This is a genomic window from Brevundimonas subvibrioides (assembly GCF_027271155.1).
Lineage (GTDB): Bacteria > Pseudomonadota > Alphaproteobacteria > Caulobacterales > Caulobacteraceae > Brevundimonas > Brevundimonas subvibrioides_D.
The window spans coordinates 1,181,397-1,207,203 of the sequence record NZ_CP114542.1 but is presented as its reverse complement, the minus strand read 5'-3'; the positions used below and the strand labels follow the sequence as shown (position 1 = coordinate 1,207,203).

General features: G+C 67.4%; 34 protein-coding genes. 20 read left to right on the top strand and 14 right to left on the bottom strand.

The window, feature by feature from the left end; translation table 11 throughout:
* Positions 1 to 77 precede the first annotated feature (77 nt).
* The gene (locus O3139_RS06055) at positions 78 to 746 is read right to left on the bottom strand and encodes a glutathione S-transferase (RefSeq protein WP_269516095.1); all 669 of its coding nucleotides are present in this window, start codon (positions 744 to 746) and stop codon (positions 78 to 80) included.
* Positions 747 to 815: 69 nt separating this feature from the next.
* Here O3139_RS06055 and purB point away from each other — a divergent pair, with 69 nt between their 5' ends.
* From purB to O3139_RS06030, 5 genes are all read left to right on the top strand, one after another.
* Complete coding sequence (gene purB / locus O3139_RS06050; RefSeq protein WP_269516094.1) at positions 816 to 2,111, top strand: adenylosuccinate lyase; 1,296 nt, start codon at positions 816 to 818, stop codon at positions 2,109 to 2,111.
* A 3-nt stretch (positions 2,112 to 2,114) separates the two neighbouring features.
* Positions 2,115 to 2,852: a 2OG-Fe(II) oxygenase gene (locus O3139_RS06045; RefSeq protein ID WP_269516093.1), complete on the top strand. Its 738-nt coding sequence runs from the start codon at positions 2,115 to 2,117 to the stop codon at positions 2,850 to 2,852.
* Positions 2,852 to 3,346, top strand: coding sequence for a DNA-deoxyinosine glycosylase (locus O3139_RS06040; protein WP_269516092.1), 495 nt, complete (start codon positions 2,852 to 2,854; stop codon positions 3,344 to 3,346). The genes O3139_RS06045 and O3139_RS06040 overlap by 1 nt, the downstream gene beginning before the upstream one ends.
* Positions 3,347 to 3,452: 106 nt before the next feature.
* Entirely contained in the window at positions 3,453 to 4,073 is a 621-nt protein-coding gene (locus O3139_RS06035) for a fasciclin domain-containing protein (protein ID WP_269516091.1), read from the top strand.
* A gap of 254 nt (positions 4,074 to 4,327) precedes the next feature.
* Positions 4,328 to 4,897: a fasciclin domain-containing protein gene (locus O3139_RS06030; RefSeq protein WP_269516090.1), complete on the top strand. Its 570-nt coding sequence runs from the start codon at positions 4,328 to 4,330 to the stop codon at positions 4,895 to 4,897.
* 49 nt (positions 4,898 to 4,946) lie between these two features.
* Here O3139_RS06030 and O3139_RS06025 read toward each other — a convergent pair whose 3' ends face one another.
* Entirely contained in the window at positions 4,947 to 5,270 is a 324-nt protein-coding gene (locus O3139_RS06025) for a DUF1476 domain-containing protein (RefSeq protein WP_269516089.1), read from the bottom strand.
* A gap of 302 nt (positions 5,271 to 5,572) precedes the next feature.
* On the opposite strand from O3139_RS06025, the gene purC reads away from it, so the two are divergent.
* From purC to purQ, 7 genes are all read left to right on the top strand, one after another.
* A complete protein-coding gene (gene purC / locus O3139_RS06020) occupies positions 5,573 to 6,331 on the top strand; it encodes a phosphoribosylaminoimidazolesuccinocarboxamide synthase (RefSeq protein WP_041762193.1) in 759 nt (252 codons plus the stop codon).
* A gap of 44 nt (positions 6,332 to 6,375) precedes the next feature.
* A complete protein-coding gene (locus O3139_RS06015) occupies positions 6,376 to 6,543 on the top strand; it encodes a hypothetical protein (RefSeq protein WP_269516087.1) in 168 nt (55 codons plus the stop codon).
* Positions 6,543 to 6,827 carry a virulence factor gene (locus O3139_RS06010; protein ID WP_269516086.1) on the top strand — a complete coding sequence of 95 codons (285 nt, stop codon included), beginning with the start codon at positions 6,543 to 6,545 and terminating at the stop codon, positions 6,825 to 6,827. Before O3139_RS06015 ends, O3139_RS06010 begins: the two co-directional genes overlap by 1 nt.
* Positions 6,824 to 7,057 carry a phosphoribosylformylglycinamidine synthase subunit PurS gene (gene purS, locus O3139_RS06005; RefSeq protein ID WP_269516085.1) on the top strand — a complete coding sequence of 78 codons (234 nt, stop codon included), beginning with the start codon at positions 6,824 to 6,826 and terminating at the stop codon, positions 7,055 to 7,057. Before O3139_RS06010 ends, purS begins: the two co-directional genes overlap by 4 nt.
* A 60-nt stretch (positions 7,058 to 7,117) precedes the next feature.
* A complete protein-coding gene (locus tag O3139_RS06000) occupies positions 7,118 to 7,582 on the top strand; it encodes a YbhB/YbcL family Raf kinase inhibitor-like protein (protein WP_269516084.1) in 465 nt (154 codons plus the stop codon).
* A gap of 35 nt (positions 7,583 to 7,617) precedes the next feature.
* Entirely contained in the window at positions 7,618 to 7,848 is a 231-nt protein-coding gene (locus O3139_RS05995; RefSeq protein WP_269516082.1) for a hypothetical protein, read from the top strand.
* 150 nt (positions 7,849 to 7,998) lie between these two features.
* Positions 7,999 to 8,661, top strand: coding sequence for a phosphoribosylformylglycinamidine synthase subunit PurQ (purQ, locus tag O3139_RS05990; RefSeq protein ID WP_269516081.1), 663 nt, complete (start codon positions 7,999 to 8,001; stop codon positions 8,659 to 8,661).
* Here the strand turns inward: purQ and O3139_RS05985 are convergent.
* Complete coding sequence (locus O3139_RS05985) at positions 8,658 to 8,882, bottom strand: hypothetical protein (RefSeq protein WP_269516080.1); 225 nt, start codon at positions 8,880 to 8,882, stop codon at positions 8,658 to 8,660. The genes purQ and O3139_RS05985 overlap by 4 nt on opposite strands.
* Positions 8,883 to 9,026: 144 nt before the next feature.
* Between O3139_RS05985 and O3139_RS05980 the strand changes: the two genes are divergently transcribed.
* A complete protein-coding gene (locus tag O3139_RS05980; protein ID WP_269516079.1) occupies positions 9,027 to 9,836 on the top strand; it encodes a hypothetical protein in 810 nt (269 codons plus the stop codon).
* A 13-nt stretch (positions 9,837 to 9,849) separates the two neighbouring features.
* Here O3139_RS05980 and O3139_RS05975 read toward each other — a convergent pair whose 3' ends face one another.
* Both O3139_RS05975 and O3139_RS05970 read right to left on the bottom strand, forming a co-directional pair.
* Positions 9,850 to 10,236, bottom strand: a complete 387-nt coding sequence (locus tag O3139_RS05975) for a type II toxin-antitoxin system VapC family toxin (protein WP_269516078.1) — start codon at positions 10,234 to 10,236, stop codon at positions 9,850 to 9,852.
* Positions 10,236 to 10,496 (bottom strand): type II toxin-antitoxin system VapB family antitoxin, encoded by a 261-nt coding sequence (locus tag O3139_RS05970; protein ID WP_269516077.1) that lies wholly within the window; start codon positions 10,494 to 10,496, stop codon positions 10,236 to 10,238. Before O3139_RS05970 ends, O3139_RS05975 begins: the two co-directional genes overlap by 1 nt.
* 67 nt (positions 10,497 to 10,563) lie before the next feature.
* Between O3139_RS05970 and purL the strand changes: the two genes are divergently transcribed.
* The 3 genes from purL (at position 10,564) to O3139_RS05955 (ending at position 15,029) form a co-directional block, all read left to right on the top strand.
* Positions 10,564 to 12,762, top strand: coding sequence for a phosphoribosylformylglycinamidine synthase subunit PurL (gene purL / locus O3139_RS05965; protein ID WP_269516076.1), 2,199 nt, complete (start codon positions 10,564 to 10,566; stop codon positions 12,760 to 12,762).
* A 151-nt stretch (positions 12,763 to 12,913) separates the two neighbouring features.
* Positions 12,914 to 14,476 (top strand): alkaline phosphatase D family protein, encoded by a 1,563-nt coding sequence (locus O3139_RS05960; RefSeq protein WP_269516075.1) that lies wholly within the window; start codon positions 12,914 to 12,916, stop codon positions 14,474 to 14,476.
* Positions 14,477 to 14,579: 103 nt separating this feature from the next.
* Positions 14,580 to 15,029, top strand: coding sequence for a DUF305 domain-containing protein (locus O3139_RS05955; RefSeq protein WP_269516072.1), 450 nt, complete (start codon positions 14,580 to 14,582; stop codon positions 15,027 to 15,029).
* Between the two features lie 3 nt (positions 15,030 to 15,032).
* On the opposite strand, the gene O3139_RS05950 is transcribed toward O3139_RS05955, so the two are convergent.
* The 7 genes from O3139_RS05950 to O3139_RS05920 all read right to left on the bottom strand — a co-directional run bounded on the left by O3139_RS05950 (position 15,033) and on the right by O3139_RS05920 (position 18,232).
* Entirely contained in the window at positions 15,033 to 15,857 is an 825-nt protein-coding gene (locus O3139_RS05950) for a TIGR00282 family metallophosphoesterase (protein ID WP_269516071.1), read from the bottom strand.
* The gene (locus tag O3139_RS05945) at positions 15,854 to 16,264 is read right to left on the bottom strand and encodes a PIN domain-containing protein (RefSeq protein ID WP_269516070.1); all 411 of its coding nucleotides are present in this window, start codon (positions 16,262 to 16,264) and stop codon (positions 15,854 to 15,856) included. The genes O3139_RS05950 and O3139_RS05945 overlap by 4 nt, the downstream gene beginning before the upstream one ends.
* Positions 16,264 to 16,497, bottom strand: a complete 234-nt coding sequence (gene vapB, locus O3139_RS05940) for a type II toxin-antitoxin system VapB family antitoxin (protein ID WP_209321233.1) — start codon at positions 16,495 to 16,497, stop codon at positions 16,264 to 16,266. The genes O3139_RS05945 and vapB overlap by 1 nt, the downstream gene beginning before the upstream one ends.
* Before the next feature lie 31 nt (positions 16,498 to 16,528).
* Positions 16,529 to 17,068, bottom strand: a complete 540-nt coding sequence (locus O3139_RS05935) for a 5-formyltetrahydrofolate cyclo-ligase (RefSeq protein WP_269516420.1) — start codon at positions 17,066 to 17,068, stop codon at positions 16,529 to 16,531.
* Positions 17,069 to 17,082: 14 nt separating this feature from the next.
* Positions 17,083 to 17,304: a hypothetical protein gene (locus O3139_RS05930; RefSeq protein WP_269516069.1), complete on the bottom strand. Its 222-nt coding sequence runs from the start codon at positions 17,302 to 17,304 to the stop codon at positions 17,083 to 17,085.
* Between the two features lie 356 nt (positions 17,305 to 17,660).
* Entirely contained in the window at positions 17,661 to 17,978 is a 318-nt protein-coding gene (locus O3139_RS05925) for a cell division protein ZapA (RefSeq protein WP_269516068.1), read from the bottom strand.
* Positions 17,978 to 18,232 carry a hypothetical protein gene (locus tag O3139_RS05920; protein WP_269516067.1) on the bottom strand — a complete coding sequence of 85 codons (255 nt, stop codon included), beginning with the start codon at positions 18,230 to 18,232 and terminating at the stop codon, positions 17,978 to 17,980. Before O3139_RS05920 ends, O3139_RS05925 begins: the two co-directional genes overlap by 1 nt.
* Before the next feature lie 139 nt (positions 18,233 to 18,371).
* Between O3139_RS05920 and tkt the strand changes: the two genes are divergently transcribed.
* A complete protein-coding gene (gene tkt, locus O3139_RS05915; RefSeq protein ID WP_269516418.1) occupies positions 18,372 to 20,321 on the top strand; it encodes a transketolase in 1,950 nt (649 codons plus the stop codon).
* A gap of 141 nt (positions 20,322 to 20,462) precedes the next feature.
* Entirely contained in the window at positions 20,463 to 21,278 is an 816-nt protein-coding gene (locus O3139_RS05910; RefSeq protein ID WP_269516066.1) for a hypothetical protein, read from the top strand.
* Here O3139_RS05910 and O3139_RS05905 read toward each other — a convergent pair.
* The gene (locus O3139_RS05905; protein WP_269516065.1) at positions 21,275 to 22,567 is read right to left on the bottom strand and encodes a S41 family peptidase; all 1,293 of its coding nucleotides are present in this window, start codon (positions 22,565 to 22,567) and stop codon (positions 21,275 to 21,277) included. The two genes, O3139_RS05910 and O3139_RS05905, sit on opposite strands and share 4 nt — an antisense overlap.
* A 53-nt stretch (positions 22,568 to 22,620) precedes the next feature.
* Positions 22,621 to 23,286: an EF-hand domain-containing protein gene (locus O3139_RS05900; protein ID WP_269516064.1), complete on the bottom strand. Its 666-nt coding sequence runs from the start codon at positions 23,284 to 23,286 to the stop codon at positions 22,621 to 22,623.
* Between the two features lie 127 nt (positions 23,287 to 23,413).
* Here O3139_RS05900 and O3139_RS05895 point away from each other — a divergent pair, with 127 nt between their 5' ends.
* Both O3139_RS05895 and O3139_RS05890 read left to right on the top strand, forming a co-directional pair.
* Positions 23,414 to 24,133, top strand: coding sequence for a response regulator (locus O3139_RS05895; protein ID WP_269516063.1), 720 nt, complete (start codon positions 23,414 to 23,416; stop codon positions 24,131 to 24,133).
* A complete protein-coding gene (locus O3139_RS05890; protein ID WP_269516062.1) occupies positions 24,130 to 25,671 on the top strand; it encodes an ATP-binding protein in 1,542 nt (513 codons plus the stop codon). Before O3139_RS05895 ends, O3139_RS05890 begins: the two co-directional genes overlap by 4 nt.
* The last annotated feature ends 136 nt before the right edge of the window (positions 25,672 to 25,807 follow it).

Below are 25,807 nucleotides of genomic sequence, written 5' to 3'. Positions count from 1 at the left end.
TCTCGATGGGAGTCGAACGATAACGGCGTTCCCTTAAAGTCGGGTTCGCAGGTTTCGTTAACGGGGGTGATGCCCGCTTAAGGCCGCTTCGTGACCGCCAGTTCCGACCATTCGAGGAAATCCGGCTGTTGAAGCAGTTCGGCCACATATGTTGCCGCTATGCCATCATCGCCATAGGCGGCCAGGTCGAACTGATAGTGGCGAAAACGGGCGGCGACCGGGGTCAGGAAGGCGTCCGGCATCGACCACTCGCCGAACAGATAGGGCCCGCCTGCGCCGAACCGGGTGCGCATCGTGCGAATGATACCGACCAGCCGGCGCACATCCGTGGCGACGGCCTCGGAGGTCGGTGTCGGCGCGCGGTCCGGTCCGACCATGGTGTGGATCACGCCGTTGGCATCCGGGCCCATGCCGCCTTCGCTGCGCAGGGCCATGAAGGAGGAATGCATCTCGCAGGCGACGGACCGGGCCAGCCAGCGGGCATGCCGGTCGGACGGCCACAGCCGGACCTCCGGGAACATCTCCGACGCCCAGACCGAGATGGCCATGGAATCCCAGATTGTCTCGCCCTCGACCTTCAACACCGGCACCTTGCCGGTCGGCGAATGCCGGGCCAGCAGGCGGGCCGAGTCCGGGCCGTAGAGCGGGATCTCGGTCGTGGTGAACTCCGCCCCGCACCGCTTCAGCACCAGCCAGGGCCGCAACGACCAGGTCGAGAACGCCATATTGCCGACGATCAGTTCCATGTCCGTGTCCCCTGCTTTCCCGCCGACTCGCCTTGACAGCGTCGGCCGGCAAAGCCTTTACCCGCCCGCATGATCACGCGCTATTCCCGCCCCGAGGCCGTCGCCATCTGGTCGTCCGAGACCAAATACAGCATCTGGTTCGAGATCGAGGCCCATGCCGCCACGAAGATGGCCGAGCTGGGCGTCATTCCGACCGAGGCGGCCGAGGCCATCTGGGCCAGGGGCAAGGATGCTGTCTGGGACAGCGACCGTATCGACGAGATCGAACGCACGACCAAGCACGACGTGATCGCCTTCCTGACCCATGTCTCGGAGACGGTCGGCGAGGAAGCCCGTTTCCTGCATCAGGGGATGACCTCGTCGGATGTGCTCGACACCTGTTTCGCCGTCCAGCTGGCACGCTCCGCCGACCTGCTGATCGCCGGCACCGATCGGGTGCTGGCCGCGCTGGAGGCGCGGGCGAAGGAACACAAATACACCCCGACCGTCGGCCGTTCGCACGGCATCCACGCCGAACCCGTCACCTTCGGCCTGAAGCTGGCCGGCTATCATGCCGAGTTCCAGCGGGCCAAGCGTCGCCTGATGACCGCCCGCGAGGAGATCGCCACCTGCGCCATCTCCGGGGCCGTCGGCACCTTCGCCAACGTCGATCCGGCGGTCGAGGAATATGTCGCCGAGAAGATGGGTCTGCAGGTCGAGCCGGTCTCGACCCAGGTCATCCCCCGCGACCGCCACGCGGCCTTCTTCGCGGCGCTGGGCGTCGTGGCCTCCTCGATCGAGCGGCTGGCCATCGAGATCCGCCATCTGCAGCGCACCGAGGTGCTGGAGGCCGAGGAGTTCTTCGACAAGGGCCAGAAGGGCTCGTCGGCCATGCCGCACAAGCGCAACCCGATCCTGACCGAAAACCTGACCGGCCTCGCCCGCCTGGTGCGCTCCGCCGTCACCCCCGCGATGGAGAACGTCGCCCTGTGGCACGAGCGGGACATCAGCCACTCCTCGGTGGAGCGCGGCATCGGCCCGGACGCGACGGTGCATCTGGACTTCGCCCTGAACCGTCTGGCCGGCGTGATGGAACGGCTGCTGGTCTATCCCGACAACATGCAGAGGAACCTCGACAGGCTGGGGGGCCTCGTCCACTCGCAACGCGTCCTTCTGGCCCTGACGCAGCTGGGGCAGTCGCGCGAGGACTCCTATGCGGCCGTCCAGCGCAACGCCATGAAGGTCTGGCGCGGCGAGGGCAACTTCCTGGACTTCCTGAAGGAGGACCCCGAGGTCATCGTGCCCGATGCCGATCTGGAGGCCCTGTTCGACCTCGGCTACCATACCAGGCATGTCGATACGGTCTTCAAGCGCGTGTTCGGATAGAGCGTGTCCCAGCCGATCCGCCTGAACCCCGGCCTGGACGCCCGCGATTTCGCGTCGGCGTTTCAGCGCGACGGGGTGGTGCAGGTCGCCGATTTCCTGACACCCGAAAGCGCCGACCGCATCGAGGCGGCGCTGAAAACCGCGACGCCATGGGGTCTGTCGCTCAGCAATTCGGCCGGCAAGGGGGAATGGCTGTCGCCGGAGGCGCTGCAGGCGCTGGGACGAGAAGGGGTCGCGTCCAGGGCACGCGAGGCGCTGAAAGGGGCGCGGACAGGGTTCGCCTTCAGCTATCTCGCCTATCCGATCATCGAAGCTCTTCTGGCGGGGCGCGAGCCGCAGCACCCGACACATGGTCTGGTTGAGCTGCTGAACAGTCCCGAGGCACGGGATTTCTGCGCGGCGGTAACGGGCGAGACCGGCATCACCAAGATCGACGCACAGGCGACCCTGTTCCGGCCCGGCGACTATCTGACCTTGCACGACGATACCGGCGTGGGTGAACGCCGGGCAGCCTATACCATCGGGCTGACGCGGGAGTGGCGAACCGACTGGGGCGGTCAGCTGCTGTTCCACGATGCCGCCGGAGACGTGTCACGAGGCTTCAGGCCCGGGTTCAATGTCCTGACGCTCTTCAGGACCCCGCAATGGCATTCGGTGGCGACGGTCGCGCCCTATGCCGGGGCACCCCGATTTTCGATCACGGGCTGGCTGCGGGACGACAAGCCCTACGCCGAACTGTGATGCCGACGATCAAGCAGGGATTTGCGCCGGTCGTCGACGAAAGCACCCGCCTGCTGATCCTCGGAAGCCTGCCCGGCGACGCTTCGCTGGCGGCGCAGGAATACTATGCCCACCCCCGCAATGCCTTCTGGCGGCTGATCGGACGCGTCGTGGGCAAGGACCTGTGCGCCCTGCCCTACCTCGAGCGGCTTGCGACCCTAAAGGCGTCAGGCATTGGCCTGTGGGACGTGATCGCCTCGGCGGACCGGACGGGCAGTCTGGATGCCGCCATCCGGTCGCCCCGGGCCACCGACCTGCATGGCCTGATCGCGGGCCTGCCGACTCTGAAGGCCGTGGCGTTCAACGGCGCGCTGGCGGCGCGAAACGGGCGGCGGTTGCTGGGCGAACGATCCGGCCTGACCCTGATCGACCTGCCCTCATCCAGCCCGGCCCACGCCCGGCCGTTCGAGCAGAAGGCGGCGGTGTGGGATCAACTGACCTTCACGCTGCGGTAAGCTGTCGCGCCGGAATTCGTGATCGGGCAGGCATCCTTTGCGTCGCCCAGCCGTCTTTATCCCCGGAGCCGCGACACAAGCGGCCATCCCTCAGGAGAAGACGCCCATGAACCCCCGCATTCTGACCCTTACCGTCGCCTCGGCCGCCCTGCTGGCTGTCGCCGCCTGCAACAAGCCCGCCGAGACGGCCCCTGCGGCCGACGCGACCGCGACCGATACCGCCGCCATGGCACCCGCCACCACGGACCCCGTCGTCGGCGGCGCGTCCATGAGCCCCTCCGACACCATCGTCACCAATGCCGCCAAGGCGTCCAACCTGACGACCCTGGTCAGCGCCGTCCAGGCCGCCGGCCTGGCCGAAACCCTGTCGGGCCCCGGACCTTTCACGGTCTTCGCGCCAGATAATGCCGCCTTCGAGAAGATTCCCGCCGCGACGCGCGAATCGCTGATGGCCCCCGCCGGCAAGGCGGACCTGACCGGCATCCTGACCTATCACGTCGTACCGGGTCGCCTCACCGCCGCCGATCTGGCCGCCCAGGCCACCGCCGCCGGCGGCACCGCCGAGCTGACCACCGTTCAGGGTGGCAAGCTGAAGGTCATGGTCAATGCCGACGGATCGGTCACCCTGACCGACGCGGCGGGCGGCACCTCGAAGGTGACCGAGGCCGATGTGCTCCAGTCCAATGGCGTGGTGCACGTCATCGATACCGTCGTGATGCCGGGGTGATCATTCCGGTGAACCTTTCGCGTGGTCCCGCATTCTGAAGGGGCGTCAACACGCGAAATCGTCGGGTGAGGCTATCCCCCCAGCCCCCGATAATGGAAGGGCCGCAGACCCCCCGCTGCGGCCCTTTTGCGTTTCCGGCAGCCGTCGCCGAATATGGATATTTCTTAATCTTTTCTGCCGCATCCGGCCAATCAGACGCACAGTAGCTGCCCCTGAACCGCCCGATCGTCGAGGCGGTCTTTCAGGAGAAGATCATGCTTCGTCGTCTTGCCGTCTCGTCCGCCTGCGCCCTGGCCTTCTGCGGCCTCGTGGCTTCGGCCCTGCCAGCCAGTGCCCATGATCGCCCGCGCGCGCAATCGACGCGCCATGCCCCGGCCATGACGCTGGTGGCAGTTGCCGCCGCCAATCCCGATTTCTCGACCCTGGTCAGCGCCGTCCAGGCGGCGCGGCTGGTCGATACGCTTTCGGGGCCCGGCCCCTTCACCGTCTTTGCGCCGACCAACGAGGCCTTCGAGACCCTGCCCGATGGCACGGTTCAGAACCTGGTCCAGCCGTCACGCCGCGCCGACCTGCAACGCATCCTGACGTATCATGTCGTCGCCGGCCGGATCAGCGCAGCCGATCTGGCCACGGCTGTGCGCGTGGGTGGCGGGTCCGCCACTCTGACCACGGTCGAGGGCGGCCAGCTCACGGCGGTCGACGCGGGCCGCGGTCGGCTGAGACTGCATGATGCCGCCGGAGACAGCTTCTGGATCACCGCGACGGACGTCAACGCCGCCAACGGCGTGATTCATGTGATCGACGGCGTGATGTCCCCGCATTGAGCGGCCGGCTGGTTACAGGGGCCGTCCCGGACGGCCCCTTCTTTCCGGACTATTCGCCCGCGCGGACCTGATCGCGGGCCATGGAGGCCAGTTCGTCCATCTTGGAGCGAATCTCGCCCTCGGACACCGTCAATCCGGAACCCTTGAAGTCGCCCGCGATCTTGCGGAACACATCCTCGTCTCCCGGCTGCTCGAAATCGGCGCGCACGACGGCCTTGGCATAGTCTTCCGACGAATCGGCCGAAAGGCCCATCTTCTCGGCCGCCCACAGGCCCAGCAGCTTGTTCCGGCGGGCCATGGCCCGGAATTCCTGGTCCTGATCGAGTGCGAACTTGGACTCGAAGCCCTTTTCCCGATCGTTGAAGGTCGTCATCAGTCGTCAATCGCTCCGCCGCGGGATCAAAGACAGGACGTCCCGCGCCGGTGATCTACAGCCGCGCCCCGCTCGAAGGCAACGGATAACGCCTCGCATTGCGCTCGCCCGTCACGGGAAGATCGCCGCTGTGTCCCCGCTGCGCCGTCTCGCCCGGCCGTTTGTGTCGCATCCGGAATTCCGTTAAGGGACGCGCGACCCATTTCCCGCCTAGCTCGAGACAGAATCGCGCCGCCCAGACGTCCTCTGGCAGCGTTATTCGCGTTTCCGGCGACGCATCCATCCCGTCAGGGACCCCGATGATGAATTCGAAGCGCAAGAAGATCTACGAAGGCAAGGCCAAGATCCTGTACGAGGGTCCCGAACCCGGCACCCTGATCCAGTATTTCAAGGACGACGCCACGGCCTTCAACGCCCAGAAGAAGGCCACGCTGGAAGGCAAGGGCGTCATCAACAACCGCATCAGCGAGTTCGTGATGAGCCGCCTGAACGGCATCGGCGTCACCAACCACTTCATCAAGCGGCTGAACCTGCGCGAGCAGTTGATCCGCGAGGTCGAGATCATCCCGCTGGAGGTGGTGTGCCGGAACATCGTCGCCGGATCGCTGGCCACGCGCCTGGGCCAGGAAGAGGGCACGCCCCTGCCCCGCTCCATCATCGAATTCTACTACAAGAAGGATGAGCTGAACGACCCGATGGTGACCGAAGAGCACATCACGGCCTTCAACTGGGCCAACACCCAGGAGATCGACGACATCCTGGCCACCACCGTGCGGGTGAACGACTATCTGTGCGGCATGTTCGGTGCCGTCGGCATCACCCTGGTGGATTTCAAGATCGAGTTCGGCCGGGTGTGGGAGAACGACTTCAGCCGCGTCATCCTGGCCGACGAGATCAGCCCGGATTCCTGCCGCCTGTGGGATACCGCGACCGGCGAGAAGATGGACAAGGACCGCTTCCGCCGCGACCTGGGCCAGGTCATCGAGAACTACACCGAGGTCGCGCGTCGTCTGGGGATCATGAAGGACATGCCGACCGTCATCCAGGGGGGGCTGCACTGATGGCGGACAACGGCGGGGTTCGAGAGGAGGCTGCGGAGTTTCGCATGCCCGTCGATCTGAACACCACCAGCCGCTTTCGCCGGATCGGCGGGATCGGCCCGGCCTACGAAGTCATGGCCGTCGAGGGCGATCGCGTCCGCGCGCGCTTGATCGATTCCGATGATGAATTCGATTATCCGCTCGCTGATGCCGAAATCGATCCGAAGCCCTGATGTTCGCGATCACTTTCGATCTGGATATCGACGAAACGACGATCCACCATCCCTCCGGTCTGCGCCAGGCCTATCGCGAGATCGAACGCACCCTGAAACGCTATGAGTTCTTCCGCGTGCAGCAGAGCGTGTTCATGACGGAGCTGGAAGACCTCGCGAACCTCACCTCGGCGATGACCGCGCTGAAGGCCATGCCCTGGTTCGGAAACTCGGTGAAGGACATCCGAGCGTTCCGGGTCGAGCAGTGGTCAGACTTCACTCCCTTCATGAAGAGCAATCGATGAAAGTCCGTGTCCATATCTTCCTGAAGCCCGGCGTGCTGGACGTGCGGGGCAAGGCCGTCGAAGGGGCGCTGAAGGGCCTCGGCTGGGCCGGTGTGTCGAACGCGCGGGTCGGCAAGCTGATCGAGCTGGATCTGGACGGCGTGGACGATCCCGCCGCAGAGGCAAAGAAGATGTGCGAGACCCTGCTGGCCAATACGGTGATCGAAAGCTATCGGATCGAGGTAGCCTGACGGTCGCAAATGCGGCCGCGGCCGGCCCTTCTGGACAGACGATTCTCCAAGGAGCGACCCATGACCTTCGCCCTGACCTCGAACGACTTTCAGGACGGTGACACCCTGCCGGACGCGCAGGTGCAGGCGAAAGGCAACACATCGCCCCACCTCGCATGGTCGGGGGTGCCGGAGGGGACCAGGTCCTTCGCCATCACCGTCTTCGATCCCGACGCCCCGACGGGGTCCGGATTCTGGCACTGGACCGTCGCCAACATCCCGGCCGACGTCCGTGAAATCCCCGCGGGCGGCCCATTGCCCGACGGCGCGGTCGAGGGCCGGACCGACTATGGCGCGCCGGGCTTCGGCGGGGCCGCCCCGCCGCCCGGCCATGGGCCGCATCGCTATGTCTTCACGGTCTTCGCCGTCGATACCGGGCGGCTGGAGGTCACCCCCGAAAACTCCGGAGCGATCTTCGGCTTCAACCTGCATTTTCACACGCTCGCCAGGGCGTCGATCACCGCGACCTGGGAGAACAAGGGCTGATTGGGCCTAGGCGGAAAAGCTGCTAAAGTGACGGCATGTCCGGAACGACAAACGATCTGATCTACGAGGTTCTGAAGGCCGTACAGCGCGACGTCTCGGTGGTGCGCAATGACGTCAACGACCTGAAGCATCAGATGAATGCCGTTCGAACACATCTGACGGCCATCCAGCAGGATGTGGGCAATATCTACAATCGGCTCGGCCATCTCGAAGATCGGGTCGACCGCATCGAGGTCAGGCTGGGTCTGGTCGAACCCACCCACTGACATTCGGTCCGAACGCTGCTAGACGCCCGGGCCATGAGCGCAGCCGTCATCGTCTTTCTCGAAGATCGGGTCGACCGCATCGAGGTCAGGCTGGGTCTGGTCGAACCCACCCACTGACATTCGGTCCGAACGCTGCTAGACGCCCGGGCCATGAGCGCAGCCGTCATCGTCTTTCCCGGATCCAACTGCGACCGCGACTGCAAGGTCGCGATCGAACGCTCCACCCACGAACGCGTCGAGATGGTCTGGCACCAGGAGACGAGCCTGCCCGATGGGCTGGACCTGATCGTCCTGCCGGGCGGTTTTTCCTATGGCGACTACCTGCGCTGCGGGGCCATGGCGGCGCAATCGCCGGTGATGCAGGCGGTCAGGAAGGCCGCCGACGACGGGGTCGCCGTTCTGGGCATCTGCAATGGATTCCAGATCCTGTGCGAAGCCGGGATGCTGCCGGGCGCGCTGTTGCGCAACGCCGGGCTGAAATACGTCTGCAAGCCGATCAGCCTGGAGGTCACGAACGGCCAGACCCGCTTCACCGCAGGCTATCAGGGCCAACGCGAGGTCGTGATGACCCAGGGCAATGGCGACGGAAACTATTTCGCCGACGCCGAAACCCTCGCCCGGATCGAGGGCGAGGGTCAGGTCGTGTTTCGCTATGTCGACAATCCCAACGGCTCGGTCGGCGACATCGCCGGACTGCAGAATGCACGCGGCAATGTCCTGGGCATGATGCCCCACCCGGACCGCGCCTTCGAGGCCGAGCTGGGCTCGGCCGACGGCGCGGTCCTGTTCAGATCGATCTACGCGGCCGCCTAGATCGAGGGATCGCCCTGGACGGCGGTGTCGCGGTCGACGGGGTCCTCGTCGCCCTCGCCTTCGTCTTCATCCTCGTCGGGCGTGACGATGCCGCCGGGATCGCGCTGGGCGGCCAGTTCGCGGGCACCGACACCGAGGCCTTGCTCCATGGCCAGATTGGCCTCGACGTCGCTCGTCTCGAAGTGCGGTGTTTCGGTGGGGGTTCCGGTTTCGTCAGCCATGTCGGTCTCCTGTTGGTGCACCAGAACAACCGTGACCGGGCCGTGCGGTTCCGCCACACGATTCCGATGAACGATCCCGCGACCTGCGCGTAAAGTGGGCTGGAATGCTGAAGCTGGCCTTCGGCGACTGATTCGAGACCGTCCATGTCCTCCATCGTCCGCGCGACCCCCGCCCAGAAGACCCGCCGCCTGATCGTGCTGGCCGCCGCCGCCTTTGCCGTCGTCGCCGGTCAGCTGCAGCAGTTCGGAAACATCGGCCAGAGCCCGGCCCAATTCTCGGCCGACAGCGATGCGAGCCTGCGGGTCGTCGGCTGGGCCTTTGCCATCTGGGGGCCGATCTATCTGGGACTGATCGCCTATGCGATCCGCCAGGCCCTGCCGCAGACGGGCGAGAGCGAGATGATCAACCGCTTCGGCTGGCCGTCCATCCTGGCCCTCCTCGGCATCGGGAGCTGGATCATCGCCGCGGCGATCGATGCCGAGGTGGCGACCATCGTGCTGATCTTCGGTTCCCTGAGCGTGCTGATCATTCCCTTGCTGACCAGCGCCAGGCTGATCCGAAGCCTGCCGCGCGGGGATCGCGACCGCTGGCTGGTGGCCTGGCCGCTGGGTGCGCTGGCCGGCTGGCTGACGATCGCCTCGCCGGTCAATCTGCTGACCGTGGCCACCGGCAACGGAGACCTGCCCACCGCCCTGGCCCCGACGGTCTGGGCGCTGATCGCCGTGGTGGCCGTGGCCGTCTTTGCCCTGTTCGTCACCTGGGCGACGCGGCTGCTGGCCTATCCCCTGCCCGTGGCCTGGGGCCTGCTCGGCGTGTTCGTGGCCGAACAGGCCAAGGGCAATGCGACGCTCGCCTTCGGGGCGCTGGCAGCGAGCCTGATCGTCCTGGGCGGGGCGCTGTGGATCACGCTTGGCCTTCGCCGCGGGACGACGCACGCCGGGGTGGCGGCGTAGCAGACGGTTGGGTTCAGGCGGCGCGGACGTCGGTCCGACTAAAGTCATCACCCTTGAAGAGGAGCGGCTCGCCCGACGTCTTCGACAAGGCATAGGCGAAGCAATCGCCGAAATTCAGCGCCGCCGGATGCCGGCTTTTTCCGAAGCGGACCATCGCCTCACAGGCGACCGTCATCTGATCCTGATCCACCCCCACGACGACCAGCCGATAGTCGGCGCGCAGATGATCGATGATCGGTCGGGCATCATACCCCAGCCTTCGGGTCAGGACCGACACGATCTCAAGAACGGTCGCGGTGCTGATGAGCCGTGTCGAGGATGTGCGGATCGAGGCATCGAACGCCCTCGCCTCGGGCTCATTCTGGATGATGGCGATGAGCGCCGACGAATCGATCACCATCAGATCGGCTCACCGCCGTCACCATACATTTCGGCCTCGATCTCCTGGACAGTGGGACCTTGCGCCTTCGGCAGGCTGGCGAGGTAGGCAAACAGAGCCTCGCGCTTTCTTTCCCGTTCCTCCGCCTGATCGTCGGCGGTCAGCGCCTGCCACTTGTCTTCCAGCGCACGGTCGATGGCCTCCGTCACGCCAACGCCCATCCGCGCCGCCACAGCGCGAGCCTTGCGTTCGGTTTCGACCCGTTTGATGCTGAGGCCCATTCTAGAACTCCGAACTGTCTTTCTAGAATATAGCGTATCGGTCCGACGCCCGCTAGAAGCCCCTCCCATGAGCGCCCCGCAGAAGACCACCGCCGATCTCGCCGTCGAATACGGCCTGGCCCCCAATGAGTATCAGGTGATCCTGGACCGGCTGGGGCGCGAACCGAACCAGCTGGAGCTGGGGGTCTTCTCGGTGATGTGGTCCGAGCACTGCTCCTACAAGTCGTCGAAGATCCATCTGGGCAAGTTTCCGACCAAGGGACCGCGCGTCATCTGCGGACCGGGCGAGAACGCCGGCGTCATCGACATCGACGACGGCGACGCCTGTATCTTCAAGATGGAGTCGCACAACCACCCCAGCTTCATCGAACCCTATCAGGGCGCGGCGACCGGCGTCGGCGGGATCATGCGCGACGTCTTCACCATGGGGGCGCGTCCGGTCGCCCTGCTGAACGCGCTGCGGTTCGGCGATGTGGGGCACGAAAAGACGAAGCGGCTGGTCAAGGGCGTCGTCTCTGGCATCGGCGGCTACGGCAACTGCGTCGGCGTGCCCACGGTGGCGGGTGAGACGAACTTCCACGCCGGCTACAACGGCAACATCCTGGTCAACGCCATGTGCGTGGGTCTGGCGAAGGCGGACGCCATCTTCTACTCGGCCGCGCCGGGGCCGGGGATGTCGGTGGTCTATTTCGGGTCCAAGACCGGACGCGACGGCATCCATGGGGCGACCATGGCGAGCGCGGAGTTCGACGAGGATTCGGACGAGAAGCGCCCCACCGTCCAGGTCGGCGATCCCTTTGCGGAGAAGCTGCTGATCGAGGCGACGCTGGAGCTGATGGCGTCGGGGGCCGTGGCGGCCATCCAGGACATGGGGGCGGCGGGCCTGACCTCGTCCTCGGTCGAGATGGCCGGCAAGGGCGGCGTGGGGATCGAACTCAACATGGACGCCGTTCCCCAGCGGGAAACCGGCATGTCCGCCTATGAGATGATGCTGTCGGAGAGCCAGGAGCGGATGCTGGCGGTGCTGAAGCCGGGCCGCGAGGCGGACGGGCATCGCATCTTCGAGAAATGGGGTCTGGACGCCGCCGTCATCGGCATGACCACCGAGACCGGACGGCTGGTGCTGAACCACCATGGCGAGGTCGTGTGCGACGTGCCGCTGGCCCCGCTGTTCGACGACGCGCCGCTGTACGATCGTCCCTGGGTCCAGCCGGACCTGCATCCCCGTCTGTCGCCGGGCGAGGTGCCTGCGCCCGACGTCTGGGAAGACGCCGTGCTGAAGGTGCTGGCCTGCCCGGACATGGCGTCCAAGCGCTGGATCTGGGAACAGTACGACCGCCACGTGATGGCCGATACGCTGCAGGATTCGGCCACGGGTGCCGATGCGGGCGTGATCCGGGTCCACGGCACCGACAAGGGCCTGGCCGTCACATCGGACTGTACGCCGCGCTATGTGCAGAACGACCCCTACGAGGGCGGCAAACAGTGCGTGGCCGAGGCCTGGCGCAACCTGACGGCCGTGGGGTCACGCCCGATCGCCATCACCGACAACCTGAACTTCGGCAATCCGCAGCGGCCCGAGATCATGGGCCAGATCGTGCGGGCCATCGACGGCATGGCCGAGGCCTGCCGGGACCTAGACTTCCCGGTCGTGAGCGGGAACGTCAGCCTCTACAACGAGACCAATGGCGTGGCGATTCCGCCGACCCCCACCGTCGGCGCGGTCGGCCTGTTGCCCAACTATGACGTCGTGGCCGGCTTTTCGACCATGGCGGACGGAGACACCCTGGTCCTGATCGGTGAGACCGTCGGCGAGCTGGGGGCGTCGCTGTATCTGCGGGAAGTTCTGGGCCGCGAGGACGGTGCGCCGCCGCCGGTCGATCTGAAACTGGAGCGCAGGACGGGCGACTTCATCCGCGGCGAGATCGAGGCCGGGCGGCTGACCTGCGTCCACGATCTGTCGGACGGCGGGCTGATCGGGGCGGCGGCGGACATGGCGCTGGCGTCCGATACCGGGGTGGTGCTGGATGCGTCCAGCGCGACCCATGCCCACGTCTTTCTGTTCGGAGAGGATCAGGCCCGCTACCTGGTGGCCGTGCCGAACCCGCAGGAGGTGCTGGCCAACGCGCGCGCAGCCGGGCTGCATGCCGCAGTGGTCGGCCATGCCCGGGGCGACGCCTTCGCCTCGACCGACCTGTTCCGCATTCCCCTGAAACATCTGCGCGAAATCCACGAGGGCTGGATGCCGTCCTGGATCGAAGGCTGACGCGGGGACCCAGGGCGTTTCGGTACCATGATGGGTCGCGGATACGGCCTCGCGCCAGGCCCGACCGCACAACCCTCCTGTTTTCGACGGCCCTTCGACGAACCGTCACAGGCGCGCGATAGTCAGGCACATCGATTCCAGGAGGCTCCAGATGTCGCTCCTTCTATCCCGCCGGTCCCTGCTCGCCGGAACCGGCCTGGGCGTTGCGGGCGTCGCCCTGAGCCGTCCGGCCCTGGCCCAGGCCGTGTTCGAGGATAATCCGTTCCAGCTGGGCGTCGCCGCGGGCGATCCCCTGCCCGACGGCTTCGTGATCTGGACGCGCCTGTGCCCCCGCCCTCTGGAACCCGATCACGGCATGCCGTCGCAGCCCATGGCCGTGACCTGGGAGGTCGCCGCCGACGCCAGCTTCGGCACCATCGTGCGGACCGGCGAGGTGGTGGCCAGACCCGAGCTGGGCCACGCGGTCCATGTCGAGGTCGAGGGACTGGAGCCCGCCCGCCCCTATTTCTATCGCTTCCGTGCCGGGAACGAGCGCAGCGGCGTCGGCCGGGCCAGGACCACGCCGCTGGCCGGAGCCTCGACCGCCCAGGTGAGGTTCGGCGTCGTCGGCTGCCAGGCCTATGAGAGCGGCTACTACACCGCCCATCGCAAGATCGCGGCCGAGGACCTGGATTTCATCTTCTGCTACGGCGACTACATCTATGAGGGTCGTGGCAACCGCATCTACGGGTCGACCACGCCCAATGAAAACCCCCGCGTTCACGTCGGCGGCGAAGCCTACACCGTCACCGAATACCGTCAGCGATACGCCCAGTACAAGATGGACACCGACCTGCAGGCCAGCCACGCCTCGGCGGCATGGTTCACCGTCTGGGACGACCACGAGACCGACAACAATTGGGTCGGCGACATCGACCAGGACGGCACCGACCCGGCCGTCTTCGCCCTGCGCAAGGCCGCCGCCATGCAGGCCTATTACGAACACATGCCGCTACGCCGGTCGTCCTTCCCGCGCGGCTCGGCGCTGCAGCTGTACCGCCGGGCGACCTATGGAAACCTGCTGGACGTGCACCTGCTGGACACCCGCCAGTTCCGGACGAACCAGCCCTGCGACGACCAGTTCAATGCCGGTTGCGATGGCATCAACGACCGCAACGCCCAGGTGCTCGGTGAGGCGCAGCAGGCGTGGCTGTTCGACGGCCTGAACCGGTCGCAGGCGACCTGGAACACCCTGGCCCAGCAGATCATGATCATGGATCTGGATCGGAACCCCGGCGACGACTACGGCGTCAATCCCGACAGCTGGGCCGGCTACCGCGTCCCCCGCGCCCGCCTGCTGCAGCACATCCGGGACCGGCGCATCGACAATGTCGTCGTCCTGACCGGCGACGAGCACCAGAACTATGCCGGGGAACTTCACATCGACGGCCGCAATCCGGAGGGAGCGCCGATCGCGACGGAGTTCGTGACGACCTCGATCAGCTCGGGCGGTGACGGCGTCGATCAGCGGCCGGACATGGCGCGCATCCAGGCCGTGAACCCGCAGCTGAAGTTCAACAACGCCCAGCGCGGCTATGTCCTCTGCGACGTGACGCCGGAACGCTGGCAGACCGAGTTCAAGGTTCTGGACCAGATCCACGACCGGAATGGCGTCCTGACGACGCGCGCGAAATACGCGGTGGAAGCGGGCAAGCCGGGGCTGGTCACGGCCTGAGGCCGACCTTCGCGGGCACGGACCGCTGCGGCATCATCAGGGGCAGACCGGCGACGGGCTTTCCGGCATGTAGACGGCGTCGCTTTCCGTTCGGACCCTGCCCATGACCCGTCCTCGCCTCGTCCTCGTCGCCGCCCTGCCCCTTCTGCTGACCGCCTGCGACGGCGGCGGCGATCCGGTGCAGCAGGTCCTGCTGGAAACGTCGTCCAGGAACCAGTCCGCGACGGTCGTCGAGGGGGCGGTGTCGGGGCCGGAGGACCATTCGGCTCACGACTCCGGGGCTCCGGCCGCGACTCCGGGTGCGGGCGATGTGGCCTTTGCGGCATCGGAAGCGGAGATGCATCGGCAGATGAGCGCGGCGTCCGGCGCGACGGTCGAGGAGGCCTATGTCGCCAAGATGATCGCCCATCACGAGGGGGCCATCGCCATGGCCGAGGTCGCCCTTCGCGAGAGCCGCGACCCCGAGGTCCGTCGCATGGCCCAAGGCGTCGTCGACGCCCAGACGCGCGAGATCGCCGAGATGCGCGCCTGGCGGCCGGCCACCGCCGACTGAGCGTCAGGCCGCCTCGGGGATTGTCTGTTTCAGCCGGCCGCCGACCCGGATCGGCTCGATGCGCACCGCCAGGCCGGTCCTGTCGTCGGTCTCGACATAGACGCCGCAGATCGTGGCCGGGCCATGGGCGGGCGTATAGCGGCCCTGCGAGATACGGGTCGTGAACCGGCGCAGCGGTTCTTCCTTCTCGTTGCCGATGACGCTGTCGTAATCGCAGCAGCCGCCGGCGTCGGTCTGATAGGCCGTGCCGCCGGGCAGGATCTGGGCGTCGGCTGTGGGAACATGGGTGTGGGTGCCGACCACGAGCGACGCGCGGCCGTCGCAGAAGTGGCCCATGGCCATCTTCTCGGAGGTCGCCTCGCAGTGCATGTCGACGATCACCGCATCGGCGACATGGCCCAGGGGGGCGGCGTTCAGCTCGCGGTCGACCGCCCCGAACGGATCGTCGACCGCGTCCATGTGGATCCGGCCCAGCACGTTCATGACCAGCACCGTCTTGCCCGACGGGGTCTCGAACAGATTGGCCCCCGCGCCCGGCGCATCCATCAGCCGGGGATAGTTGGCCGGGCGGATCAGGCGCGGCTCGCGCACGATATAGGTCAGGGCCTCGCGCTGGTCCCACGCGTGGTTGCCCAGCGTCAGGCAGTCGGCCCCCGCCATGAACAGCTCTTTCGCCGTGTTCTCTGTGATGCCGAAGCCGCCCGCGGCGTTCTCGGCATTGACCACGACGAAGTCGAGTTTCAGCACCCGCCTGAGGCCGGGCAGATGGTCCGACAGGCCGTCACGACCGGACTTGCCGATCACATCGCCGAAGAAGGCCAGTCTCATGTCTGTGTATCCGGCCAGTCGTCGCACCGCAGGCCATCGACCCGCTTGAACTCGTTGAGGTTGCCCGTGATCAGGATCGCACTCCGACTTCTGGCATGTCCGGCGATCAGGGTGTCGTGAACCCCGATCGGGGTTCCCTTGGCGCGTAGATCCGCCTTGATGTCCGCAGCGTGGGCGGCAGCCTCAGAGTCGAGATCCAGGACCATCAGGCGATCGACGAAGTCTTCAACCTCGGACCTGTGATGCCGGGGGCGGGCCGAAACCGCCGCGCCATACAGCAGTTCCATCAAGACCACCGACGAGATGGCGATCCTGTCTGCTTCTTCCTGAAAGCGATCCAGCAATACGCGTGAACGCCCTCTCAGCGCCCGGATACAGACGCTGGTATCGACCATGAACAGTGACATCAGTCGAAGCTGACCGGCGGTGAATCGTCGATCGGGTCTTCCGGCTCTTCGATATCGATGCCCGGCCTGTTGAAGAAGCTCGTCCAGACATCATCCGGCGGAACAAGCAACAGTCCCCGTCCTTCCCGAATGGCGACCAACTCCTTGACGTCATCGGGAAAGGCCACCGCTTTCGGGATGCGGATCGCCTGGGAGCGGTTGGTTCTGAATACCGTGGCGCGAGGCAGGGTCATGACGACAACCTAGGCCAGACGACGGCATATATCAATGCCATATACACCGATGAAGTCCATTTTCGGTGAGAATGCCGTGCAGACGAGCATCGTGGGGTTCGACCGGCAGGCCCGCCAGCAACTGGCCTGAATACGCCAGGCCGATCCGTGTCGCTTCCGCGCACGCCGCGAACGTCCGGTCGTAGTATCCCCCGCCCTGCCCCAGCCGTCCGCCCTCTGCGTCGAATGCCAGCAATGGAGTGATGACCAGATCGGGTGCCACCCTCTCCGCCAGCGGCAAGGGCGCGGGACACCCTGCGACGTCGACCTCCATTGGATCGCCGGGCGACCAGCGGCGGAAAATCATGGGGGCGTCGCGGGCCAGTACCACCGGCAGGCACAGGACACGGCCCTGGTCGATCAGGGCGCGGGCCAAGGGTTCCGGATCGAGTTCGGACCCCATGGCGCAATACACGGCGACAATCTTGCCGGACGACAGGGCCCCGACATGCGATGCGGCGCGTTCTGCGGCGTCAGGAAGGGTCTCGGCCAACCGTCGGCGAACACAACGGGCCTGGACGCGGAGAGCCACCTTGTCGGCGGGCGTCACATCCACGGCCTGGCATCATGGCGATACGTCAGCACCACCACGACCAAATAGACCACGAGCACGAGGACCGGAGCGATCCAGCCATGGGGCCGCTCGCCCAACACAGTCGAAGCCCCGATCATGGCCAGCGCCATGATGCCTGTGGCCAGCCAGCCTTCCCAACTCGCGGGTGAGGCTCCCCAACCCCACCGTTTCGGACCGAACCAGCCGCGCCTCATGGCCTGCTCCTCTTTGGGGTGCAAACTACGCCCGGGGCGGGGCGCTCTCAAGCAAAACAGGTGGGAAACACCGGGCGCTCAAGCCGCAAGCGACCACCTCGCGAGGGGTAGCGCCCAAACGTTGGAAAGAGGTTGGCGGCGCCGCAAGAGCCGTGAAGGACGGTTTAAATCCTCTCGAGCCTGGGTAGCCAGGTGGGCTCCGTGTACCCGACCCCACGAGGTCAGACAGGGACAGATCCCTTCGAGTGAATTAAGGCCGCGAGGATATGTTGCCTTCGACGTGAGCCACAGCATGACCCGCCACCGAGGAAGATAGGCGCGCAATGCACCCGCGGCAATGGCGGGCGACGCGAAGATCAGAGGCTCTGGGCGATCTTCTCGATGCGGGCGGCGACCGCATTCAGGGCCTCGGCCACCCCGGGTTCGGCGGACGGAGCCGTCGCTGACAGGGTGATCTCGCCGCCCACGGCCAGTCGCGCCTCATGCAATTCGTCGGCCAGCACCAGCGCCGCCATCAGAAACAGCCGCAGATCGCCGACATGGCCCACGTCGGCCGCGACCTGGCGCACATTGGCGTCGAACTGTCTGGCCAGGACCCGGACCCGGTCCTCCTGACCATCGGCACAGCCCACGGCATAGGGGCGACCATTGATGTCGACCGTCACAGTGGCCATCAGTCGGCACCCTCGGACAGGACAGCGCGAACCGCCTCGGCGGCCTGGGCCAGAGCGCGCGAGGCTTCCTGCCCTGCGGCCTCCAGTTCGGCGATGCGCGCCTTGTCGGCGGCCAGTCCGACGGGTGATGGCGGGACGGCGAACAGGTCGTCGTCCGCCACGACAGGCGCGGCCTTCAGCTCGGTGAGCCGGCGTTCGAGCAGGGCCAGGGCCCGATCAATACGGTCGCGCGCGGCGGTGGTGGCATCAGCCATCGGTCGCTTCCTCCAGATTTCTTATAGAACCCGCCCACGCCGCGCGGTAAAGCGCGGCGCCCGCCTTTTCCGCCTCCAGACGAAAGATTCGCCCGTGGCAGACGCCAAGACCGCCTCCACCAAGGCTACCGTAAAACAGATGGCCGATGCCATCCGTGTTCTGGCGATGGACGGCGTCGAGAAGGCCAACAGCGGCCACCCCGGCATGCCGATGGGCATGGCCGACGTGGCGACGGTGCTGTTCTCGAAGTTCCTGAAGTTCGATGCCGGCCGCCCTGACTGGGCCGACCGGGACCGGTTCATCCTGTCGGCGGGTCACGGCTCAATGCTGATCTACGCCCTGCTGCACCTGACCGGATACAAGGCCGCGACGGCCGAACAGCTGTCCAGCTTCCGCCAGTGGGGCTCCAGGACCGCCGGACACCCCGAATACGGCCACATGCCCGGCGTGGAGACCACCACGGGACCTTTGGGTCAGGGTCTGGCCAACTCGGTCGGGTTCGCGATGGCCGAGCGGCATCTGGCGGCGAAATACGGCGACGACCTGGTCGACCACCGGACCTGGGTCATCGCCGGCGACGGCTGTCTGATGGAGGGGGTGTCGCAGGAAGCGATCGCCCTCGCCGGTCGCTATCGCCTGAACAAGTTGACGGTGCTGTGGGACGACAATGCCATCACCATCGACGGGGCCGTCGCCCTGTCGGACGCCACCGACCAGAAGGCCCGCTTCAAGGCGGCCGGCTGGGCCGTCAAGGCGATCGACGGCCATGACACCAGGGCCATCAAGTCGGCGCTGCAGTGGGCGACGAAACAGGACAAACCCACCCTGATCGCCTGCAAGACCCGGATCGGGCGCGGTGCCGCGACCATGGAAGGGAGCCACAAGACGCACGGCGCGGCCCTGGGCGCCGCCGAGATCGCCGCCACCCGTCTGGGCCTGGCGTGGGATCACGCGCCTTTCGTCATCCCGGAAAACATCGACAAGGCCTGGAAGAAGGTCGGCAAGCGCGGATCGAAGGACCGCAAGGCGTGGGAAGCGCGTCTGGCGGCCTCGCCACAGGCCATCGACTTCACCCGCGCCATGGCGGGCAACCTGCCCGAGCGCGCGTTCGACGCCCTGAACGCCGGGATTGCCCAGCTGGTCGTGGACCAGCCGGCCCAGGCCACGCGCCAGTCGTCGGGTGCCGCGCTTGAGACCCTGTTCGGTGCGGTGCCGGAGATGGTCGGCGGCTCGGCCGACCTGACCGGATCCAACAACACCTTCGTCAAGGGCACGCCGATCTTCGACGCGCCCGGCTATGAAGGGCGCTACGTCAACTGGGGCATCCGCGAGTTCGGCATGGCGGCGGCCATGACCGGCATGGCCCTGCACGGCGGGGTCATCCCGTATGGCGGCACCTTCATGGTGTTTTCGGACTACAGCCGTCCCGCGATCCGGATGGCAGCCCTGATGGGGGTGCGGGTCATTCACGTCCTGACCCACGACTCGATCGGCCTCGGCGAAGACGGCCCGACGCACCAGCCGGTCGAGCATCTGGCGGCGCTGCGGGCGATCCCGAACCTGCTGGTCTTCCGCCCCGCCGACACCGTCGAGGCCTTCGAGTGCTGGCAACTGGCCCTGCAGCACAGGACCACGCCGTCGGCCATGGCCCTGTCGCGTCAGAAGACGGCGGCCGTGCGTTTGACGGCTTCGGACAGCAATCTCTCGGCCCGGGGTGCCTATGAATTGAAGGCCGCGTCGGGTGACGCGCAGGTCACCCTGTTCGCCACGGGCACCGAGGTTCCCGTCGCCCTGAAAGCGGCCGCGACCCTGGAAGCCGAAGGCACGCCGACGCGCGTCGTCTCGGTCCCCTGCTTCGAGCTGTTCGAACAGCAGGACGCCGCCTGGCAGGCCTCGGTGATCGGACGCGGCACCGTCCGGGTCGCGGTGGAGGCTGCAATCAGGCAAGGCTGGGAACGATTCATCGGCGAGGATGGTGGCTTCGTCGGCATGACCGGCTTCGGCGCCTCGGCTCCGGCAGAGGTTCTCTACCGCGAGTTCGGGATCACGGCGGACGCGGTCGTGGCGGCGGTCAGGGCGCGGCTCTGAGCGCGACACGCCGCCCTGGACTGCCTCCGACGTGACATTTCGACAAACGCGCCGCCACCCCGCCTGATCGATCGTCAGGGTCGAAGACTCGCCAAGCGCGGCAAACGGCCCCAACATCGACGTCTCGACGGAGGGACCGCCATGAACGCCAGAACCGCTTGCACGCCGGGCCTTGCCGCGATGATGTGCCTTGCGCTGTCAGCCTGCGGAACGGCTGATCCTGCCAGGGCCGACGATGCGGCACCGAAAATCGCTGACGCCGTGACCTTCGTGGCAAAGCCGGGCCTCTCGCCCACGGCCGAGGCCCTGCCCCGCCTCGTCGGCGACGCCCCGCAGATCGCCACCATCAACGCCGACCTCGACAAGATCGACGCCCTCGATGCGAGCAATCTTGCGGATTGCGACGGCGGTGAGTGGAACCGCTCGATCCTGAAACCGATGACCGGACCTGGCTACGTCACGTTCTGGATCGCGCAGGACTGGTATTGTGGCGGGGCCTATCCGGCCACCAGCCAGACGGCCGTAACGTATGCGCTGGCGACCGGCCGGCGGATCGACTGGGCTGACGCGATTCCGGGGCTGAATCTGGTGTACGACAGTCTGGAAGGGCTTCCGGACGGCTATGTCGTCAATGTTCACTCGGCCACGCTGGCGCGATGGTACGGGCCGAAGATGCTCGCCACCCCCGATCCCGAGTGGGTCGAACAATGCGCCTCGGCCTTCGAGCCGGGGATGCTGGTCGATCAGGGCTTCAGGATGTGGGCGGATGCAGAGACGGGTGGCGTGTCGGTCGCGCCGGACTTCCCGCACGTGTCCCAGGCCTGCGCCGAAACGGCGACCATGACCGCGGCCGATCTGCGCGGCTTCAACGCCGATCCGAAACTGATCGAGGCGATCGAAACCGCGCATGCCGCGCCGAACCCGGGCGACGCAGAACAGGCCGAGCCGGGACTCTAGAGATCGGGTCGCCGGGCGGTGGCCTGGGCACGCTGTACCGCTTCGGGCTGGGCCAGGGCGCGGATGGCCGCATCCAGCGCGGGGTCGCGCCCGGCGCGGAGATCCTCGGTCGAACGGGTCGCCAGGATGTCCGGTTCAACGCCGGTCTTCTCCAGCCGTACGCCACCTGCCGTGATGTAATCGGCCCGGCTCAGGGTCAGCCGGCCACCGTCCGGCAGACGCAGGTCCTGCGAGATCAGCACGGCCCCCGCCGTGTGCTCTCCAACCACCAGGGCGCGTCCCGCTTCCTGAAGGGCGGCAGGCGTCAGTTCGGCGGCGCTGCGGCTGTTGGCGTCCACCAGCAGGGCCACATCATTGGCGATCGGCTCCTGCAGAGGCCCACACCCCGGCATGATCGACAGCGTCACCGGCCGTCCCGATCGCGATATCCGCGTGGCCCAGGCCTGCCGCGCGGGCAGGAAGCACGACAGAGTCGCGTCAGCCTCGAGCAGAAGTCCGCCGGGATTGCCCCGCAGGTCCAGGATCACATCCGTATCGGGCGACAGTCGCGCCAGATGCTCGCCCAGCCAGCGCCCCATGCCGGGCTCGAACCCCTCGGCCCGCAGGACGACGACGCCAGGCCGACTGTCATCGAGGCTGAAGGCGGGGATCGGCTCCATCTCGCGCGGGACGACGCTCACGGAATGCAGGCCGCCCTGCTCGTCGGTCAGGTCCAGTCGCAATGGCTGGCCGTCTTCCACGGCAAAATCCACGCCCCAGGACTGTCCATCGACGCTTTGCAGACGCCATCCGGGCTGGATGCCCGCCTCTTCGGCCGGAGAGCCCGGGCGTACCGCATCGACCCGCCACACATCGGACGTCTCCCTGTACAGAACGAGGCCCATGACCGCCCGCCGCGTCCGTGCCACGTCCTGGCGGCGGGCCATGGCGGGCGAGATGGCACCGGCGTGCTGGTCGTCCAGCAGATCGAGCATCTGGCCGATCGCGCGATAGAGCTGGCGGTCATCGGTCGCCGCCAGGGCCATCGGACGATAGGTCTGGCGGGCTGAACGCCAATCAACCCCATGCAGGCCGGGATCGTAGTACTGGCGACGCACCGTGTTCCAGACCGTGTCGAACACGCGCGCATTCATGCGCGCTCGCGCCCTCGGCATCGGTACGTGCGAAGCGGCTTCCGCGGCCGCGACCTGCGCCGACACCGGGGCGGGTGCCAGCAGGCCTCCGGCGAGCGCCAACGCGATCGCGAGGCCTCTGAACGTCGAAAGCAGGCGGCTGGCGGGGAGGGTCATCCCCACCAGCCTAGACCGGGCCGAGCCCGCCCCTCAAGCGTTCGCCGTCGACCCTAGTTTGCCGGTGGACGCGGAGCATGCGGGGCGTGAGGCGGCGGCGGCGGGCCGTGCGGTTCCTCGCTGTCGTCCAGCGAGCCGTCGTGATCGGCATCCATCGACTGGAAGGCCTCGCGCATCGGGGCCAGGAACTCATCCTCCGAGACCTTGCCATCATTGTTGGTGTCCATCGATCCGTGGCCCTCGGGTCCACCGAAGCGCCGGATCTCGACGCGGCGCTCGCCGGGCCCGCCGGGGCCGGGGGGCGGACCACCCTCGGGTCCACCGTGACGGAACATGAAGACCTGGGCGTCGCCGCCTTCGGGTCCGCCCCGGAAAAACATCGGATCTCCGCCCGGACCTCCCGGACCGCCTATCGTCACCACATGGACACCGGGGCCGGCCGGGCCGCCTTCGCCGTGTCCCGCGGCCAGTTCCTCCGTCGTCAGTCGTCCGTCGTGGTCCGCATCCATACGGTCGAATGCGCTGGCCACAGGGGCCGAAAACTCCTCGCGGGTGACCACGCCGTCGCTGTCGGCATCGAGGCGACCGGGACCAGGGCCACCCGGTCCGCCCATGGTGACGATCCGGACCTCCGAGCGCGTCTCGGTGCGGGGCGCATCCTGCGGCAGGGCGGGCGATGCGCCGAGGGCGGCGAACAGGGCGATGGCGGCGATGGTCATGGGGACGAATCCTCGATTGATGATGATGCCTTTGGAGCATGCCCGGTTTGCAGCCGCATTTCAGGCCGGATGCGGATTGTTTCAGCCCTGAAATGACGCGGCGCCGTTGGGGTGGCATCAAGGCGGCATGAGCGACACGCCCGCCCGCATCCTCGTCGTCGATGACGACCCCGGCATCCGCGAGGTGCTGTGCGACTATCTGGGTCAGCATGGCTATCAGGCGCGCGGGGCCGCCTCCGCCGCCGAGATGGACCGGGCGCTCGCGTCCGGCCCCACCGATCTGATCGTGCTGGATCTGATGATGCCCGGCGAGGACGGCCTGTCGGTCGTGCGCCGCCTGTCGGGCACGCCACCGGTCGTCATGCTGTCGGCCATGGGCGAGGACACCGACCGGATCGTGGGGCTTGAGCTCGGTGCCGACGACTATCTGGCCAAGCCCTGCAATCCCCGCGAACTGCTGGCCCGAATCCGCGCCGTGCTGCGGCGCCCCCGAGACGACGACACGCCGGCCGAAGCGGCCCTGGCGTTCGATGGCTGGACCCTCGATCTGGTCCGGCGCGAGCTCACCCGCGCCGACGGCGAGGCGGTTCAGCTGTCTGCAGGAGAATTCGGCCTGCTGCGCGCCTTCGTCGAAAGGCCCGGCCGCATTCTGACCCGCGACCAGCTGCTGGAGGCCGCGCGCGGCAGCGAGGCCGATGTCTTCGACCGCGCCATGGACGTCCAGATCAGCCGCCTGAGGAAGAAGCTCGACGACGGGTCGGGACGCGACCTGATCACCACCATCCGGGGCGAGGGCTACCGTTTCGACGCGCGCGTGCGGAAGGCCGAACGCGGGGGCCGGGCGTGAAGAACCCGCTGTCATCCCTGTCGGTCCTGGTTCAGGTAGCCTTGCTGGCCGTGTTCGCCGTCGTGGCCACCCAGGCGGTGACCTTCGCGGTCGTCCTGCTGGCCCCGGCACCCCGTCCCGCCGGGTTCAGCATCGCGGCGGCCGCCGATGCGCTGCAGGGCAAGGCGGCCGAGACCTCGGACGGACGCGCCCTCAGACGATCGGTGTCGGCGCAGCCGGGCGTGGCCGAGGTCGGCCCGGGTCCGATCGAGACCGGGATCACCCTGGCCCTGTCACAGCGGTTGGGCGTGCCGGCCAGTGCGGTCAGGGTCCGCCTGGCCCCGGAGCGCACGGAGTTCAACATCCGGCGGCGGGAAGCCGGGCCGCCGGGTCTGGCCGGACCTCCGCCACCCCCGGGCGAACGGCGTGTGGAAAGCTTCGTTTTCACCCAGAGCCCCGACGATGCCGGTCGTGCGGGCCATGACGCCCTGATGGCCGAAATGGGGGCCATCGTCGCGCGCCGGGCCGATCCGGGCGGAGCGCCGCCGCCGGGCGGGTCCTCTGTCCACATCATCACGTCCGGCGACCGCCAGCTGCGCTTCAACGTGGCAGCGGATCGCCTGACGTTCGCGCCCTTCTCGGCCTCCCTGCGCCTGCCCGACGGCCGCTGGGCCACGGTCGAGCCGCCGCGGGGCCTGATCGATCCCTGGCAGATGCGGCTGCTGATCGCCCTGGGGATCACCGCCCTGCTGCTGGCGCCGCTCGTCTGGCTGATGGCGCGTCGGCTGACCCGTCCCATTCGCGTGTTCGCCGAGGCCGCAGAACGTCTCGGAGCCGATCCCGATGCCGCGCCCCTGCCCCCCGCCGGGCCCCGCGAGGTCCGCACCGCCATCGCCGCCTTCAACGACATGCAGGCCTCCATCCGGGGCCATATGCGCCAGCGGACCCAGACCATTGCCGCCATCGCCCACGATCTACGCACCCCCCTGACCCGTCTGAGGTTCCGCGCCGAGCAGGCCCCGGACGCCCTGCGCGACAGGATGGCATCGGACGTCGAGGAGATGGACGCCCTGATCGGCCAGGCGATGGCCTTCGTGCGGGGCGAGGCCCAGGCCGAGCGACGCGAGCCGCTGGACCTCGCCGCCCTCTCCGAAACCTGCGCCGGCGGCTTCGCCGAGACCGGCGCGGCCGTGACCTTCGTCGGAGACGAACCTCTGCCCGTCATGGGTGATCCGGCAGCCCTCCGGCGCGCGGTCGCCAACCTGATCGACAATGCGCTGAAGTTCGCCGGAACCGCGCGCGTCGAGGCCGGACGTCAGGGCGATCGCGCGATCGTCACCGTCATCGACGACGGCCCGGGCCTGCCCGACGACGAACTGGACACGGTGTTCGAACCCTTTCACCGGGGTGAGCGCTCACGCAACCGCCAGACGGGCGGGGCGGGGCTGGGTCTGGCCGTCGCGCGTCAGGCGGCGCGGGCGGCGGGCGGCGACGTGACCCTGTCGAACCGGCCGGGCGGTGGGCTGGAGGCCCGGCTGTCCTTGCCGCTCGCCGGCTGAGCGACACAATCCTTCACCCCTTGTGACGCCTGCGGGGTTGATCCTCGCGGCCATGGGTTCCATTGAAGCGCCCATCCCGGCCTCAAGCGGCGTGACACGCGGCAGGCCATAAAACGGCAACCACCGCTCCAGGAGA